At 66.2% G+C, this 14,990-nt stretch carries 14 protein-coding genes; 4 read left to right on the top strand and 10 right to left on the bottom strand.

Annotation, left to right across the window (positions count from 1 at the left end; all coding sequences use genetic code 11):
* Positions 1-3 precede the first annotated feature (3 nt).
* Entirely contained in the window at positions 4-945 is a 942-nt protein-coding gene (locus LQ956_RS13375) for an electron transfer flavoprotein subunit alpha/FixB family protein (RefSeq protein WP_238622497.1), read from the top strand.
* 29 nt (positions 946-974) lie between these two features.
* A complete protein-coding gene (locus tag LQ956_RS13370; RefSeq protein WP_238630162.1) occupies positions 975-2,612 on the top strand; it encodes an electron transfer flavoprotein-ubiquinone oxidoreductase in 1,638 nt (545 codons plus the stop codon).
* 17 nt (positions 2,613-2,629) lie between these two features.
* On the opposite strand, the gene LQ956_RS13365 is transcribed toward LQ956_RS13370, so the two are convergent.
* Positions 2,630-3,703 (bottom strand): tartrate dehydrogenase, encoded by a 1,074-nt coding sequence (locus LQ956_RS13365; RefSeq protein WP_238622499.1) that lies wholly within the window; start codon positions 3,701-3,703, stop codon positions 2,630-2,632.
* Between the two features lie 145 nt (positions 3,704-3,848).
* Here LQ956_RS13365 and LQ956_RS13360 point away from each other — a divergent pair, with 145 nt between their 5' ends.
* Both LQ956_RS13360 and LQ956_RS13355 read left to right on the top strand, forming a co-directional pair.
* On the top strand, positions 3,849-5,444 hold the full coding sequence (locus LQ956_RS13360; RefSeq protein WP_238630163.1) for a DUF4139 domain-containing protein: 1,596 nt from the start codon (positions 3,849-3,851) through the stop codon (positions 5,442-5,444).
* 3 nt (positions 5,445-5,447) lie between these two features.
* A complete protein-coding gene (locus LQ956_RS13355) occupies positions 5,448-6,893 on the top strand; it encodes a DnaJ domain-containing protein (RefSeq protein ID WP_238622501.1) in 1,446 nt (481 codons plus the stop codon).
* Here LQ956_RS13355 and LQ956_RS13350 read toward each other — a convergent pair.
* The 9 genes from LQ956_RS13350 to LQ956_RS13310 are packed head-to-tail and all read right to left on the bottom strand — an operon-like array spanning position 6,877 to position 14,980.
* A complete protein-coding gene (locus LQ956_RS13350; protein WP_238622502.1) occupies positions 6,877-7,557 on the bottom strand; it encodes a hypothetical protein in 681 nt (226 codons plus the stop codon). The two genes, LQ956_RS13355 and LQ956_RS13350, sit on opposite strands and share 17 nt — an antisense overlap.
* Positions 7,554-8,036 carry a hypothetical protein gene (locus LQ956_RS13345; protein ID WP_238622503.1) on the bottom strand — a complete coding sequence of 161 codons (483 nt, stop codon included), beginning with the start codon at positions 8,034-8,036 and terminating at the stop codon, positions 7,554-7,556. The genes LQ956_RS13350 and LQ956_RS13345 overlap by 4 nt, the downstream gene beginning before the upstream one ends.
* Positions 8,037-8,073: 37 nt before the next feature.
* Positions 8,074-9,000 (bottom strand): PASTA domain-containing protein, encoded by a 927-nt coding sequence (locus tag LQ956_RS13340; protein WP_238622504.1) that lies wholly within the window; start codon positions 8,998-9,000, stop codon positions 8,074-8,076.
* Between the two features lie 16 nt (positions 9,001-9,016).
* A complete protein-coding gene (locus tag LQ956_RS13335; protein WP_238630164.1) occupies positions 9,017-9,574 on the bottom strand; it encodes a phage tail protein in 558 nt (185 codons plus the stop codon).
* Positions 9,534-12,113 (bottom strand): baseplate J/gp47 family protein, encoded by a 2,580-nt coding sequence (locus LQ956_RS13330; RefSeq protein WP_238622506.1) that lies wholly within the window; start codon positions 12,111-12,113, stop codon positions 9,534-9,536. Before LQ956_RS13330 ends, LQ956_RS13335 begins: the two co-directional genes overlap by 41 nt.
* Positions 12,110-12,595: a GPW/gp25 family protein gene (locus tag LQ956_RS13325; protein WP_238630165.1), complete on the bottom strand. Its 486-nt coding sequence runs from the start codon at positions 12,593-12,595 to the stop codon at positions 12,110-12,112. The genes LQ956_RS13330 and LQ956_RS13325 overlap by 4 nt, the downstream gene beginning before the upstream one ends.
* Positions 12,592-12,936 carry a hypothetical protein gene (locus LQ956_RS13320; RefSeq protein WP_238622508.1) on the bottom strand — a complete coding sequence of 115 codons (345 nt, stop codon included), beginning with the start codon at positions 12,934-12,936 and terminating at the stop codon, positions 12,592-12,594. The genes LQ956_RS13325 and LQ956_RS13320 overlap by 4 nt, the downstream gene beginning before the upstream one ends.
* On the bottom strand, positions 12,933-14,438 hold the full coding sequence (locus LQ956_RS13315; protein ID WP_238630166.1) for a phage baseplate assembly protein V: 1,506 nt from the start codon (positions 14,436-14,438) through the stop codon (positions 12,933-12,935). The genes LQ956_RS13320 and LQ956_RS13315 overlap by 4 nt, the downstream gene beginning before the upstream one ends.
* Entirely contained in the window at positions 14,435-14,980 is a 546-nt protein-coding gene (locus tag LQ956_RS13310) for a CIS tube protein (RefSeq protein ID WP_238622510.1), read from the bottom strand. The genes LQ956_RS13315 and LQ956_RS13310 overlap by 4 nt, the downstream gene beginning before the upstream one ends.
* Positions 14,981-14,990: the final 10 nt, after the last annotated feature.

Here is a 14,990-nt window from a genome sequence, read left to right as displayed (position 1 = left end):
ACCATGACAGTCCTGGTAGTGGCGGAACACGATCATAAAATCCTTTCCGATGCCGGTCGACGGGCGGTGGCGGCGGCGACGGCCCTGGGGGAAGACATCCGGGTTCTGGTGGCCGGTCACCACTGCCGTGCCGTGGCCGAGGCCGCGGCACGGCTGCAGGGTGTAACACAGGTACTGCTGTGTGATGACCCGCTGTATGAACACCAGCTGGCGGAACCCCTGGCGGTACTGATCGCCGCCCTGGCTGCCGACCATCAGGCGGTGGTGGCCGCCGCCACCAGTCACGGCAAGGACGTGATGCCCCGGGTGGCGGGCCTGCTGGACGTGGGGCAGGTATCGGACATCACCGCGATCGAAAGCCCCACCGTCTTCCAGCGTCCCATCTATGCAGGCAATGTCATGGCCCGGGTCTGTTGCGAGGAGCGCATCCGGGTGCTGACCATCCGCACCACGGCCTTTGCCCCGGCCGCAGAAGGTGGGCAGGCAGAGATCACGACCATCGCGGCCGGCCCCGATCCGGGAGTGTCCCGGTTCGTGGAGGACGCCATGACCCGCAGCGAACGGCCCGAACTGGGCGCGGCCCGGGTGGTGATCTCCGGTGGGCGGGGCGTCGGTAGCGCGGAGGGCTTTGGATTGCTGGAGGCGGTGGCCGATGAACTGGGCGCCGCCATCGGTGCCTCCCGAGCGGCGGTGGACGCGGGGTTCGTGCCCAACGACTATCAGGTAGGCCAGACCGGCAAGATCGTCGCCCCGGAGCTGTACATCGCCGTGGGCATCTCCGGCGCCATCCAGCACTGGGCCGGCATGAAGGACAGCAAGGTGGTAGTGGCCATCAACAAGGACGAGGAGTGCCCCATGGTGCAGACCGCCGACTATGCCCTGGTGGGGGATCTGCTGGAGATCCTGCCGTCGCTGCGGGACGGACTCAGACAGATGAAGGCCTGACCCACCACCCTCACCCGGAGAAACCCGCCATGTCGGAACGTGAAAGCATGGAATTTGATGTGGTCATCGTCGGCGCTGGCCCGGCCGGCCTGGCGGCGGCGATTCGTCTACGGCAACTGGCCGCGGCTGCCGGTCGGGAGCTGTCGGTCTGCGTCCTGGAAAAGGGCTCCGAGGTGGGTGCCCATATCCTCTCCGGGGCCGTGTTCGACCCCCGGGCTCTGAACGAACTCATTCCCGATTGGCAGGCGCGGGGGGCACCCCTGCACACGCCGGCCACCGAGGATGCCTTCCTGTGGTTGGGCCGGGAACGGTCGGTCAAACTGCCGTTGCCGCCCCAGATGCACAACCAGGGCAATTACATCATCAGCCTGGGCAATCTCTGCCGCTGGCTGGCCCAACAGGCCGAGGATCTGGGGGTGGAGGTCCTGCCCGGTTTCCCGGCGGCGCAGATCCTGTTTGATGATCAGGGCGCGGTGATGGGCGTGGCTACCGCCGACATGGGCCGCCTGGCCGATGGCAGCGAAGGCCCCCAGTTCGAGCCGGGGGTGGAACTCCACGCCCGCCAGACCCTGTTCACCGAGGGCTGCCACGGTTCACTGACCAAACAGCTGATGGCACACTTTGATCTTCGGGATGGCGTTGATCCTCAGACCTACGGCCTGGGGATCAAGGAACTCTGGGAGGTGGACCCGGCCCGGCACCGGCCCGGCACCGTTCGCCACACCATCGGCTGGCCGCTGGACCACGGCACCTACGGCGGTGGATTCCTCTATCACCTGGAAGACCATCAGGTGGCGGTGGGTTTCATCGTCGGACTGGATTATCGCAACCCCTATCTGAGCCCCTTCGAGGAGATGCAGCGGTTCAAGACCCATCCCGCCATCCGCGAGGTGCTGGAGGGCGGGCGCCGCATTGCCTTCGGGGCCAGGGCCCTGGTGGAGGGCGGCTGGCAGAGCATTCCCCGTCTCAGCTTCCCGGGTGGCCTGTTGGCCGGAGACGCCGCCGGTTTTCTGGATGTGCCCCGCATCAAGGGTAGCCACAACGCCATGAAGAGCGGCATGACGGCGGCCGAGGCAGTGTTCGATCTGCCGGCCGACGGGGCCGGGCGGCGGGGCGAGGCCGTCGATTACCGGCAGCGTCTGGATCAGACCTGGGTGATGCAGGAGTTGCATGCGGCTCGCAACATCCGTCCCGGTTTTCGTTGGGGCCTGTGGGGTGGTCTAGCCCATGCCGCCCTGGAAACCTACGTGCTCAAGGGCAGGGCGCCTTGGACCCTTCACCATCATCCGGACCATGCCGCCCTGCAGCCGGCGGCATCCTCGACCCCCGTCGAGTATCCCAAGCCCGACGGCACGCTCACCTTCGACCGGCTTTCCTCGGTGTTTCTGTCCAACACCCACCACGAGGAAGGCCAGCCGGTCCACCTGCAACTGCGGGACCCGGCGCTGCCCCTGTCACTGAACCATGCCCGCTTCGCCGGTCCCGAAACCCGCTACTGCCCTGCGGGGGTCTATGAATACGTGCAAAAGAACGGTTCGGGTGCGCGCCTGCAGATCAACGCCCAGAACTGTGTGCACTGCAAGACCTGCGACATCAAGGACCCGGGCCAGAACATCAACTGGGTGGCGCCCCAAGGGGGGGATGGCCCTAACTATCCTGCCATGTAGGGCCATCTCGGGCCGGATCAGCCTTCGATCCGGGCGGCGATCGCTTCGCCCAGGGTACGGGTGTTGCCTTGTCCGCCGATGTCGGGGGTCAGCACCCGGGAATCTCCCTCGGTCAGCACCCCTTCAAACGCCGTCACGATGGCCTGGGCCGCCGCCTGGTGGCCCAGGTGTTCCAGCATCATCGCCGCCGACCAGATCTGGCCGATGGGGTTGGCGATCCCCCGGCCGGCAATGTCCGGGGCACTGCCGTGTACGGGTTCGAACAGGCTGGGGAAGGTGCCGTCGGGATTGATGTTGGCCGACGGGGCCACGCCGATGGTGCCGGCACAGGCCGGTCCCAGGTCGGAGAGGATGTCGCCGAACAGATTGCTGGCCACCACCACGTCGAACCAGTCGGGGTGAAGCACGAAATTGGCCGTGAGGATGTCGATGTGATACTGGTCCACCGCCACCTGCGGATAGCGCTCGGCCATGGCCTTCACCCGCTCGTCCCAGTAGGGCATGGTGATGGAAATCCCGTTGGACTTGGTGGCGGAGGTCAGTTTGCGACGGGGGCGGCGATCGGCCAGTTCAAAGGCATACTGCAGCACCCGGTCGACCCCGATCCGGGTCATCACCGTCTCCTGGATCACCACCTCCCGCTCGGTGCCTTCGAACATGCGGCCGCCGATGCTGGAATACTCGCCTTCGGTATTTTCCCGCACCACGTAGAAATCCATGTCACCGGGGCTGCGTCCCGCCAGGGGGCTGCGGATGCCGGGCAGCAGCTTGCAGGGGCGCAGGTTGATGTACTGGTCGAAGGCGCGCCGGAACTGGAGCAGGGAACCCCACAGGGAAATATGGTCCGGCACCCGCGCCGGGTCGCCCACGGCACCGAAGAAGATGGCGTCAAAGCCCTTGAGCCGCTCGAACCAGTCCTCGGGCAGCATGCGGCCGTGGGCCAGGTAGTAGTCGCAACAGGCGAAGTCGAAATGGGTGTATTGCAGGTCGATGCCGAAGCGCCGGGCCGCGGCCTCCAGGGCGCGCAGGCCCTCGGGCATGACCTCATTGCCGATACCGTCGCCGGGGATGACGGCGATTGAATGTGACATGAAGAACTCCAGTTGCCGTGCCTGCCCTGGCCGGATAGTTGAGTGGGTTATTGAGTAATGGTGCAACGCACCCGGATCTGGCATATGGTATCGCCTGAATCCAAGGTTGTGTCACCGATGCACCGTTTCCTGGGAGGTTCTTCGCATGTACAAGTTCAGGGTGCCGTTGTCTTTGCTGGTTGCCGGGCTGTCCGGCACCGCCTGGGCGGGTCAGGTGGTGGAAGTCACCCTGTTTCCCGGTCAGGCCGGCGTGGTGATGGAACAGACGGCCACCTTGAGTGCCGGTCAGGGGGTGATCACCGTGGACCGGCTACCCGCCGATCTGGACACGGCCGGCCTTCGGGTCAGTGCCCGAGGCCCCGAGGGATTGATACTGGGCACCCTGGAGACCCGGGTGGTGCATGGTCGTGATCTGGCCCATCCCACGGAGCAGGCCCTGACGGAAAGACTGCAGGCGCTGGAGGATCAGCAGCGGGGGATCACCGATGAGATTCGTGCCGGTGAGATCCAGCTGCGTCTGGTGGAGCGGATGGGACAGGCCGCGTCGCCGGCGGAATCGGGCCTGAGCCCGGACCAGTGGCCCCGGGCCTGGCAGGTGGTGGGGGAGGGTGCCCTGGACATCCTGCGCACCATCCAGAACCACGAGCAGTCCCTGCGTGAAGTGGAGGCGGATATCCAGCGCATCCGTGACGAACTGGAGACCCTGCAACGAGGCCGTCGGGATACCCTGGAGGCGCGGGTGCATTATCAAAGCCCGGTGGCGGGAGAAGCCGTCCTGACCCTGGAATATCGGGTCCGCCATGCCGGCTGGCGCCCCCTCTACGAGGCCCGCCTGGATACCGCCACCGGTGAGCTGCGGCTGGTGCAGCGGGCAGAGCTGCGTCAGAATACCGGTCAGGACTGGAATGATGTGATCCTGCGACTGTCCACCGCCCGTCCCGAACTGGGCGGTCGGCTGCCGGAACTGCAGCCCTGGTATGTGGACGTGGCCAGGCCGACGCCGGCACCCACGGCACGACGTTCCCAGGAGGTGACCATGGATGCCCTGATGTCCATGGCACCGGCGCCGGAGATGAAGGCCGGTGAGCAGATGGCTGACCTGGAGGCAGCGGAGTTCAGTGCCCTGTACCGGATCGCGGGGCAGGTCAGCATCCCTTCGGACAACCAGCCCCATCGTCATACCCTGGCGGAGCATCGTCTGGAGGCTAGCCTGTCGGCCCGGGCCGTGCCCCGGCTGATGCCCCACGCCTACCTGTTTGCGGAAACCACCTTCGAGGGGGCGGCGCCGCTCCCGGCCGGACAGGTGAGCCTGTTCCAGGACGGTAGCCTGGTGGGAGGGGTACCGTTCCCGTCCCTGCAGCCCGGCAGTCCCCTGCGTCTGTCCTTCGGGGTGGATGAGCGCATCGGCATCCGCTACGAATTGGACCGGGACAGCCGCGGTCAGGAGGGGCTGATCCGCCGCCAGCAGCGGCTGGAGCGGGCGTACCTGATCTCGGTGCATAATGCTCATCCGCGTCCCGTGGATGTCACCGTACTGGATCAGCTCCCGGTGGCCCGCGACGAACGCATCAAGGTGGAACTGGACAGCCGGAGCACACCGCCCACTGAGCGGGACGTGGACGGCAAGCAGGGAGTGCTGGCCTGGCACCAGTCCCTGGAGGCGGATGCCCGGACCCGGATCCGCTTCGCCTATACCCTGACCTGGCCTGAGGACGTGGAGGACATCATTGGACTGCGCTGACCCATGAAGCGGCTAAGAACTCACTACGAAAACCTGCAGGTCACCGAGAACGCGAGTCCTGAAGTCATCCGGGGTGCCTACAAGTTCCTGTCCCAGAAGTGGCACCCGGACAAGAACCAGCATCAGCGGGAGAAGGCGGAGCGGATCACCAAGATCATCAACGATGCCTACACGGTGCTGTCCGACCCTGAGCGGCGCCGTGAGCATGATACGTGGATCGCCAATCAGCGTTACGCCCGCGGATTCCAGCAGCCGGAACCGGCGGCCCGGCCCAGCAGCGCCCGCCGGTATGCCTATCAGTATTCCTACGCCCTGACGCCCGCAGCGGTCGGGCGTGGCGAGCGTTTCATCGATCTGGCCGACGGCACCGTGATGGATCTGAAGACGGGCCTGCAGTGGTTTGTTCACTCGGTGGGGGAATCCTGGCTCGGCGGCACGGTGTACGGTAGCCCCGATGTCTTTTCCGCCGAGTCGGCCATGGTTCGTCTGCAACACTTCAACAGCAACGGGCACGCGGGGTTTCGGGACTGGCGCATTCCCAACAAGAAGGAACTCAAATCCCTCTATGCCCGCAGCTTGATCTCATTTCGGCGGGGTCTGGACGAGTCCGTTTTTTCCCGGGATTACAAGGCGCCTTACTGGACCCTCTACGATAACCCCTGGCTCTACGAGAACCGGCCCCGGGTCGTCTCCCTGACTACGGACAATTCCTCCAGTGACACCGACGAGCCCTTTGGCCGACTGCGCTGGGTGCGAGGACCCGACCCGGCCATGCTGGTCGAACTGCTGCATCAGATGGCCCGGGAGTGTATGAACCGGCGCGCCTTCGACAAGGCCATGGAGCACCTGGAGGCGGCATTGAAACTGTCGGCGGAACCGGGACGGGTGGAGACCGACAATCTCACGGTCATCCTGCGTGACCTGGCGGTGACCTGTTTCGAGGCACGGGATCATACGGCGGCGGAAGGTTGGCTGCTCAAGGTACTGGAGCAGAAACAGCAGACATACGGCTATGCCCACATGGAGGTGTTCCACACGCTGGTGGACCTGGCCGCCCTGCAGAAATCCACCGACCGGTTGCCTCAGGCTCGGGAGACCCTGCTGGAGGCCTACGAGCTCCTGTCCGGCCTGGATGAATATGACCAGGCCGCCCAGCTGGGGGTGCTATACGACCTGCTGGTACTGCTGATCTGGAGTCGGGATTTTGCCCGCGCGGAGGCCCTGATGACCGATTATGTGGAAGGATTGGGGGACGAGGGTTTCAGCGCCCTGCCCGAACGCACCATCCTTATGTTCCTGGTACTGGGACTGCTCCGGGAGACCATGGGTCAGGGGGAGAGCGCGGCGGATCTGTACCGCCTGTTCCTGCGGGTGGCACCCCCGCCCCTGGCGTCGGCGGGGGATTTCAAGCGGGTGGGGGACTCAGGCCCGCTCAGGCCACGGCCCTGATCATGGCGACCAAGGCGCACACGAGGCCGATCACCGCCCATATCCCCGCAATGATGGCGACAATAACGGCGGCGATCAGGTCGGTGACGCTGACCAGCATGCCCGGGACCAGGGCATGCAGAAAGGTGACGATGAGGGTCGCCAGCAGGGAACTCAGGACCAGCAGCATCAGGCCCCTGTTTTCCAGGAAGCGGGGATGGGCGGTCACCAGCACGCCGATGCAGACCAACTTGCAGGTCATGAGCAGACCGAGGACGACGGCGGCGCCGGCGGTGGGAAATCCGGCATAGCCCAGAGCCGCGTAGGCCACCGGTCCGAAGGGTACGGCCAGCAGCAGGCCGACGAGCAGCATCAGCAGGGTGAAGGCGGCAAACCCGGTCATCAGACAGGCAATCAGGACCAGAAAACTGAAGATCAGGGTCAGCACCCCCTGGATGCGTCCCGTGACCCGCTCCGGCAGCAGCAGGGGGGCGGTCATGAGCAGGGCGGTGAACAGAAGCTGAGCATCCAGCAGGGCCAGTGACGGTATTCCCCAGCCCACGGTGCCGGCGGGCAGTGCCGGAAAGAGGGCGCTGATCGCCGTGCCCAGTTCGATCAGCAGCACCAGGCCCAGGAGGGCCACCGCCAGCACAAAGAGGGGACGATACAGCGGACGGGGCTTCATTCCGGCCACCGTACCCGGCTGTTGCCCTGTCGGTTTTCCAGACGCAGTTGCCCGCCCTGGTCGTAGATGATGAAAGCCGGCGGGTCCCCACGGGGGTAATCGTCCGGCCAGATCTGGGGTTGGACGGATTCATCTCCGATCCGCTGGCCCTGAACCGGTTCATAGCGGATGCGGACCTGTCCTTCCACCGCGAGGACAAGTCGTCGGGTCCGGGTACCCGGTGCCGGCAGTACTTCGTAGACCACCGTCTGGTTGCCGCTCAGATGCAGCACCTGGGGAAAGCCCGCTCCGTCCCGGCGCAGATCCGTCGCCTGCACGCCGGGTCCGCCGGCCAGCCCCCTCAGGGTGGAAATCCATCCCGGAGGCTCGAATGTATCCGGCATGCCCGGTGATGATCCCCGAGCCAGCATCCAGGTAATCCCCACCGTGCACAACACGGCTGCCAGCACAAGCAGGAGTTGTAGTACCTTGGGGGGCATGTCCGTTCTCCTGACGGCCGTTGTGCAGATCCGTCCTTCAACGTTGGGGATTGGCGGGATTTATGATGATGGGATCCCTTAATGGGATGGGAGTTATTCCCCCGGGCCGTCCGCATTTCAGGTAAAGATCGACTTCGGAACCGATCGGCACCGGGGTGCCGGTGGCGGGATGGGTCCGCTCCACGTCCCAGAAGGGTCCCAGGCAAGTCCTGCCCTGGGCAAAGGCCATGCCGACTTCCAGTCCCGCTTCACGAATGGCCTGTCTGGCTGCAGCGATCCTCTGGTTCTCCACGTCAGGAATCCGTATCAGTTGAGGCCCGCTGGATACGATCAGATCGACCTGGCTCCCGGCGCTGACGCGCACCCCTGACTCGGGTTCGCCGCGGATTACCCGACCTGCCGTAATCTCGCCATCATGTTCAGGGGTTTGTGCTCCCGCCCGGAGTCCGGCTGCCTCCAGGTCGAGGATGGCCTGTGCCGGCATCAGGTCTTTCAGCGGCGGCACTTCGACCGGCTTATCTCTAGAGTTCATCCACCAGGTCAGCCCCCCGACGCCGACCGTCAGTACCAGGGCGAGTACGATGATGACCCACCAGGGAAAGCCCGCGGCAGCCGCCGGGGCCGGTTCGGTCACCTCAAAGGTGATCATGGGGCCCTGATCGTATTCCTCGTCGGTATTGTCCACGGACATCAGATCCAGGCGCATCCCGTAACGCCCCGGCAGGGTACCCGGCGGGATCGTGACATGTACCCGGAAGGTCTGGGTCTGACCCGGTTGCATCGCCCGTTGATCCGGTGATTCCAGTCTCAGCCAGGTGGGCAGCGTCCCTTCCAGAGGAACCGCCCGGGCCCGCGCCTCGACGCTGCGGCCACCCACGTAACGTACCCCGAAGCTGGCCTCGCCCTTGCCGCCGGTCAGCGTCAGGCGGTCATCGGTCGGGGTGATTTCGTAATAATTCGGCATTGTGCTTACCCCCTTGTTATCGGAACTGCAACTCTTTGCGGTCGTAGGTCACGTAGGCAGGCTTCTCGCTCTCGATGATGGTGTGGATCAGTGCCTCATGGGGAGCGGCCGCCGCCGGTGCCGTGACCCGCAGATGAAAGGGACGGTGTCGGCCTTCCCGATCCAGGTTCTCGTGGAGTTCGAAGCCTGTATGGCCGGTGGCGATCTCCAGAAACCGGATCAGGCCCCGGGGGGTGCCACGCAGGCGCGACAGGTCGGCCGCGGCACAGCACAGTTCCCGCAGGCGACCCAGCCCGCTGGGCAGCATCCCACCAGCGCCGTCATCGGCCAGACGGGGCAGAAAACGGTCCAGGTCCACCCAGCGGGCCAGGAACGGGACCATGGCTTCCGGTGTCCGTCGGGGGTCAAACAGGCTGTCCATCCGGGCCAACAGTTCCTCGCTGGGTTGGGGTAGCCGGGCCGCCACCTCCAGGATCGCATCCAGGGGGGAACCCGGCCGGATGGCCGCCTGGTAGACCGCGGGCAACAGGGCTTCAATCTCCCGGCGCCGCATCGTGACGGACCTCGATGACATGATCGCCGCTGCAGAACAGGAAACCCTCTCCCGCCGTTACCACGTCGGGATATTCCAGCCGGGAGGCAGGGATGAAGCCTTCCTCCCCGCGGGTGCCCGCAAAAATCCCCAGCGGACCGCCGCAAAGCAGGGTCGGCGGCCGGTCGACCCGGTGGTGCCGGGGGGCGATGGCCAGGGCATCCAGTCGGTGCAGCAGGCGTTCGGTATCCCTCAGGGGCAGGCCGCTGTCCAGTCGCGGCAGTTGCCAGAGGGCGTCTTTGGCGGCACTGTCCAGGGTGGCAATGCCGGCGTGAAATGTGGCGGCATGCACGTGCTCACCGTCGAAGGCCAGAGCGCGACAGGAGCCGCCGCGCCACTTCCGTGCCATGGCACGCCAGCCCTCAGCATCTTCCGGATCACGGCGCAGCTCCCAGTACAGGCAGCCGTCTCCTTCCTCGCCACCCACCGCCGCCAGCCCGGCCCAGAGGTAATGGCGAGGCCCCACGGTCTGAATCCGCAGGACTCTTACATCCCGACCCTTGAGGCCGATGTGACGAAAGCTCTGAATACGTTCGTCGTTGCACAGGTAAACGCCGCCGGTGGCGCGCGCGGCCACGGCGATCTGGGTGCCGATACGCGGTGCTTCCACGGTGGTGACTGCATACAGGGGCATGGCCTGAGCGGTCGCATCCACCAGCACCGGCATGGGTCCGCCCCCGGGAGGGAGCTGAAACAGCCCCTCGTCGGTGGCCAGCAGCAGGATGGCTTCACCGCTGCGTCGATACCAGGCGGCATCATGGATGGTGAAACCGAGATTGTGGGTGTCAGTCCAGTGACGGCCGCAATCCCGGCTCAGGCGAACGTTGCTGCCGTTGCGACCTGCCGCCGGTGCCTGGGTGATGAGGGCCGTCAGGCCGGGCACATGGGGCGAGCAGGTGATGCAGCGGATGATTTCCGCAGGGAATTCAGTCAGGTGTTCCCAGCCGGTGCCGTTATCGGTGGAGCGGAACAGGGCGCCCCCGGCCCCGGCCAACCAAAGCCCCTGATGAAAGGGGTCCGCCGCCAGGGCCGCCACATCCCGGTCGGGGGCCTGTTCCACCAGGAAACGGACCCGTTCGGCATAGATGACCCCGGGTTCGCCAAGGATGCTGTGATAGACGTCGGAGACGTGCAGCCGGCGTCGCAGGGCATGGGTGCCCAGGGGATTGATCATCTTGTGCAGTCGACCGATCACCCGCCGCCTGACCGCCTCGGGCGACTCCTGGGCATGCAGGATCAGCCGTGCGCTGACGGTGACGGGCTTGTAGCCGAACCAGTCCACACGGCAGACCGTGCCCAGAGGCCGACGCTGGTCAACGGCCTGTTGCACCCGGGCCAGGGCCTCCCGGGTCTGGGCCTGCTCCAGATCCTGCCGCCGGTGGCAGCCGCCGGTGCCGCCGGTCAGGGCCGGTACCAGCAGCAACTGCACGGTGCCTGGCGAGGCATATTGCCAGTGATCGGCCTGAGCCGTCGCCTGGGCACGGCCCACGCTGCCTTCACGCAGGGCCACAGCCTCGAAATCCCGGGCCGTCACGGCCCGGTGCAAGCTGTGCAGCTCCCGCGGGCCGCGTAGCATCGCATTGTCCAGGGTTTCAACCTCGCTGCCGCCCACGGCGGCTTCCGGATTGCACACCCTCAGTCCGGCGATGGGATCCTTGAGCACGACCAGGGTCTGCGCCGCCACATTACCGGCAAGACCACCCCCCCGGCGATACCAGGCCAGTATCTGTCGACCGGCCGCGGGGATGGCGGCCAGTGCCTGGGGTGCCCGCGGGGGGCCGGCAGCGGGCTGGACGCCGTCCGCCAGGTGGACCGCGGGGGCAAAGCTGACGATGCCATGGGTCCGGTCCACCACATAGGCGATGCTGTCCGCACGGGTTCGGCCGAAGTGTTCGACCTCGTTCCAGATCCGGTACTGTCGACCCTGGTGAACGAGGGCGGGGACGCGGGCGTCCAGGGGTGCCTCCGATTCCACCGCCACCACCAGATCCAGGGGGTCGCCGGTGGGGGCGATGACCGGCGGCCGGTGCAGCCGAAAACTCTGTCCGGGAAGGCCGCTGGAAAGGCCCAGGCACTCACCTTCCACGGCTTCGCAGTGAAAGGCCGTGACGGCGATCTCATCGACCTCGGGAGGGAGCGCCACCGCCTGTGCGGTGGCAAACACGGGAGGGGCTTCGCCGGGGGCGGTTCTGGTGACGGTGACCCGTGTCCCCCGGGGAATCGTGACGGGGCGGGTACTGCCTTCCGTCCGAGAAAACAGCAAGGTCACCCGGGCGGCGCCGGGTGGTGCCAGCCTGACACCCATCAGCCGCAGGAACTCCACCTGGGCCTTTTCCGGGATTCGGTTGATGCGGTACAGCATGACCTGGGTGAGAAAGGCATAGAGTTCCAGCAAGGTGGTGCCGGGATCCCCGGGACTGAGGTCCGTCCATGCCGGGCACCGTGCCAGCACCAGGCGTTTGGCCTCGGCCAGCAGGTCATCAAAGCTGCGATCATCCAGCCTGGGGGAGGGTAGGGTCATGGCGGTGGTGTCTCGTGCCCACCGATATCGTGCAGACCGCCCTGACGCAGGTCGAACCCCAGAGCCAGCTCTCCCTCTTCGCCGCTGTCTCGCAGGCGGTAGTGCAGCACGATGTCCAGGATGGCGGGGTTGCCGGTGTGATGCAGATCGGAACCCGCCTCAAGGCGGATGATCACGGCGCGGGGTTCCCACCGTCGAATGGCTTCCCCCACATAGTGAATGGCCAGGCCCGCGGTGCCCGTATCGTTGGGAGCAAAGACCAGGCGATGCAGCCGGCAGCCGTAATCGGGACGCATGACCCGCTCCCCGGGACAGGTGCTGAGCAACAGGAGAACGGACTGGCGCACGGCCTGCTCTTCCTCGATCATGGCGATACCGCCGCCGCTGGTCAGCCTCGGACCCGTGGCGGGTCCGACGGGGTCGGTGGCGGCCGCGTCCATCGGCAGCGCGAACCACCAGGCACGATCCGTGGGTCTTTTCATCGCTGCCTCACAAGGTGTTGGCCGCTGTCGCGCACCCGGTACTGCACATGACCGGGCGGGGTGCCGTCGGTGATGCCCGTCAGGGTGTCAAGACAGACCGCGCGTCCTTCGATCCTGATGAACGACGAATACCCTCCCATGACGCCGAGGGTGGTCTGACAGGGCTTGATGCTCGGCCCCAGATTGGGGCAACCACGCACGGGGTTGCCGGGGGGATCGCCCGCCACCAGTATGGGGTCATCCTGAATACGCACCCAGTGCTGGCTGGCCTTGACGGTGATCCGGCCCAGTTCGTGGGCACAGCGAAGGTCCGCGTTTCGGGTGAGAAATTCCATGGTCATGCCTGCTCCATATCGATGGTCCGGGCACGCAGTGTCAGGGGCTCTCCAGGGCTTTCCAGCACCAGGGTGCCGGCGGCGTGAAGCACGATACCCTCCGGGGTCAGATGTAGGTAGCTGCCACTGCGGTTCTGCAGCCGGATGGAACCGTCCCCATCGTTGAACTCGATGCGCTGACCACCTCGTGTCGTCAGAAGGTAGGGGCGCTGGGAGCGGCCGCGACGGGTCCGACCCAGGCCCCTCGGGGGGCCTTCGCCGCCATAGATCCCCCCCAGCACGATGCCCCTGGCGGGATCCCCCTCCGGCAGCGCCACCACCACCTGGTCACCGACCTCGGGCAAGGCCACCAGGCCCTTGTCCCTGCCCGCGCCGGGTTGTGTGACCAGCAGCCAGGGACTCACTGCCTCTGCGTAGCTGTCCAGCAAAACCTGCACCCGGCCTCGGGACTCCGGGTCAGCCACGTCGCAGACCTCGCCCAGCACCAGTGTCTGCATGGGTGAAGGTGGGTCCTGTGGCTGCGGGCGGCTGCTCAGCTCGCACTGATAACCTTGCCGGGTATCCACCGAATGCACCACCGCGGTGAGCAGAAACGGGGGCAGCCCACCTGTGGCCAAGCCTCGCGGGGTGACCCACATGCCTGGCCGCAGCTGGGCGTCGCCTTCGGCCACGCCTTCAAAGGTCAGGCCTTCATGGCGCAGCCGTACGGCCTCGCTGCGGGCCAGGGCCAGGGCCTCGGCCTCGCCGGCCAGCGGGCGTCCCGGCAGGGTGCGGGCCAGGGCCGGGCCTGGGTCGGGATCAGACCGGAACGGGAGGGGGGTGATGCCCTGCCGGGCCACGCCGGTATGGGGATCCCAGCCCAGGACCTGCACTGCGTCCACCTGGCGGAGCCGATTGTCCTCGATCGCGGCCTCGAAAAGGTCCTTGCCCAGGACCAGCTCCCTGTCCGCGGCGGTCGGTGGCGTGGGTGTGAAGAGGCACACCGCCCCCTCGCGCAGATGAAAATGCAGTCCACTGCGGCCGCAGTAATGGCGCAACAGGGCCAGATCGTGAGGGAATCGGGGGATGATGCGAGGCCACAAGGGGCCTTCTTCCTCCACCGCCTCTTCCACCGTCATGTCTGCCGCGGTGCACAGGGTACGGAGCAGTTCCGCGGTGGTCACCTCCACATGGGTACTGAGGCTCTGTCGGCGTTGCAGCCGAGCCAGGGCGTCATAGGCCCGCAGGCGCAGGGTAAAACCACCGGAGGGCTCGTGAAGGTATTCCAGGGCCGTGATCTCACCACTGAACAGGGGGTGGGATGCCAACGCCACCGTCAGCAGGCGGCCGATGGCGGGAAAGTCAGGTTGATCCCTCTGGTCCGGATCGGGCCAGGGTGTCGACCAGCAGAGTTCGCACTGGCTGGGGGCATCCAGGCGCTGCACCAGTCGAAGCGTGGCCAGGCAGAATCCGTCCGGCAGCTGCACGCCTTCCAGAGTGATGCGTGGCAGCGACTGGGCCGGCTTCATGGGGTAAATCCCATCAGGCGCCGGCTGAGCGCCTCCATATCCTGGGGCGGACCGGTGGCGGGGACCGATTCCGGCTCGACGTCGTTCACCCGCAGGAACCGCAGCCGCAACCAGGACCGGCGTGGTCTGCCGTCCGGGGTGAATTGCTCCAGGCGTTCCGCTGCCGCGCTGATGATGCCGGGGATGTTGCACCCGGTACCCCATAGCAGGCGCACGAGGGGCGGCCGGCCTCGACCACTCTCATGCCGGTTCTCCACCAGGCCCCAGAGCGGCCGTGTGAGCTGGCGGACATCGTCCAGTGGCGGGGTACCAAGGGGCTGGTAATGCAGGGACAGGTCAAACAGCAGCTCCAGGACAATCTCGGTGCGGCCGCCTCCGGTGTAGAGCACCGGGTCATCGCTCAGGTCGGACTGGCCGATGAGACCGGAGCGTGAGTGTCGGGGAACGACCCCGGCGCTGCGCCGGATCTCCAGGCGTTCGGGATTCATCAGGCAGCGAATCTGATCGCCGGTGTGTTCAACGAGCAATATCACCTTTTCCATGATCCCTCTC

This window comes from Ectothiorhodospira lacustris, from assembly GCF_022227845.1.
GTDB lineage: Bacteria > Pseudomonadota > Gammaproteobacteria > Ectothiorhodospirales > Ectothiorhodospiraceae > Ectothiorhodospira > Ectothiorhodospira lacustris.
The sequence above is the reverse complement of the archived record's forward strand: the minus strand, read 5'-3'. Positions and strand labels throughout refer to the sequence as shown.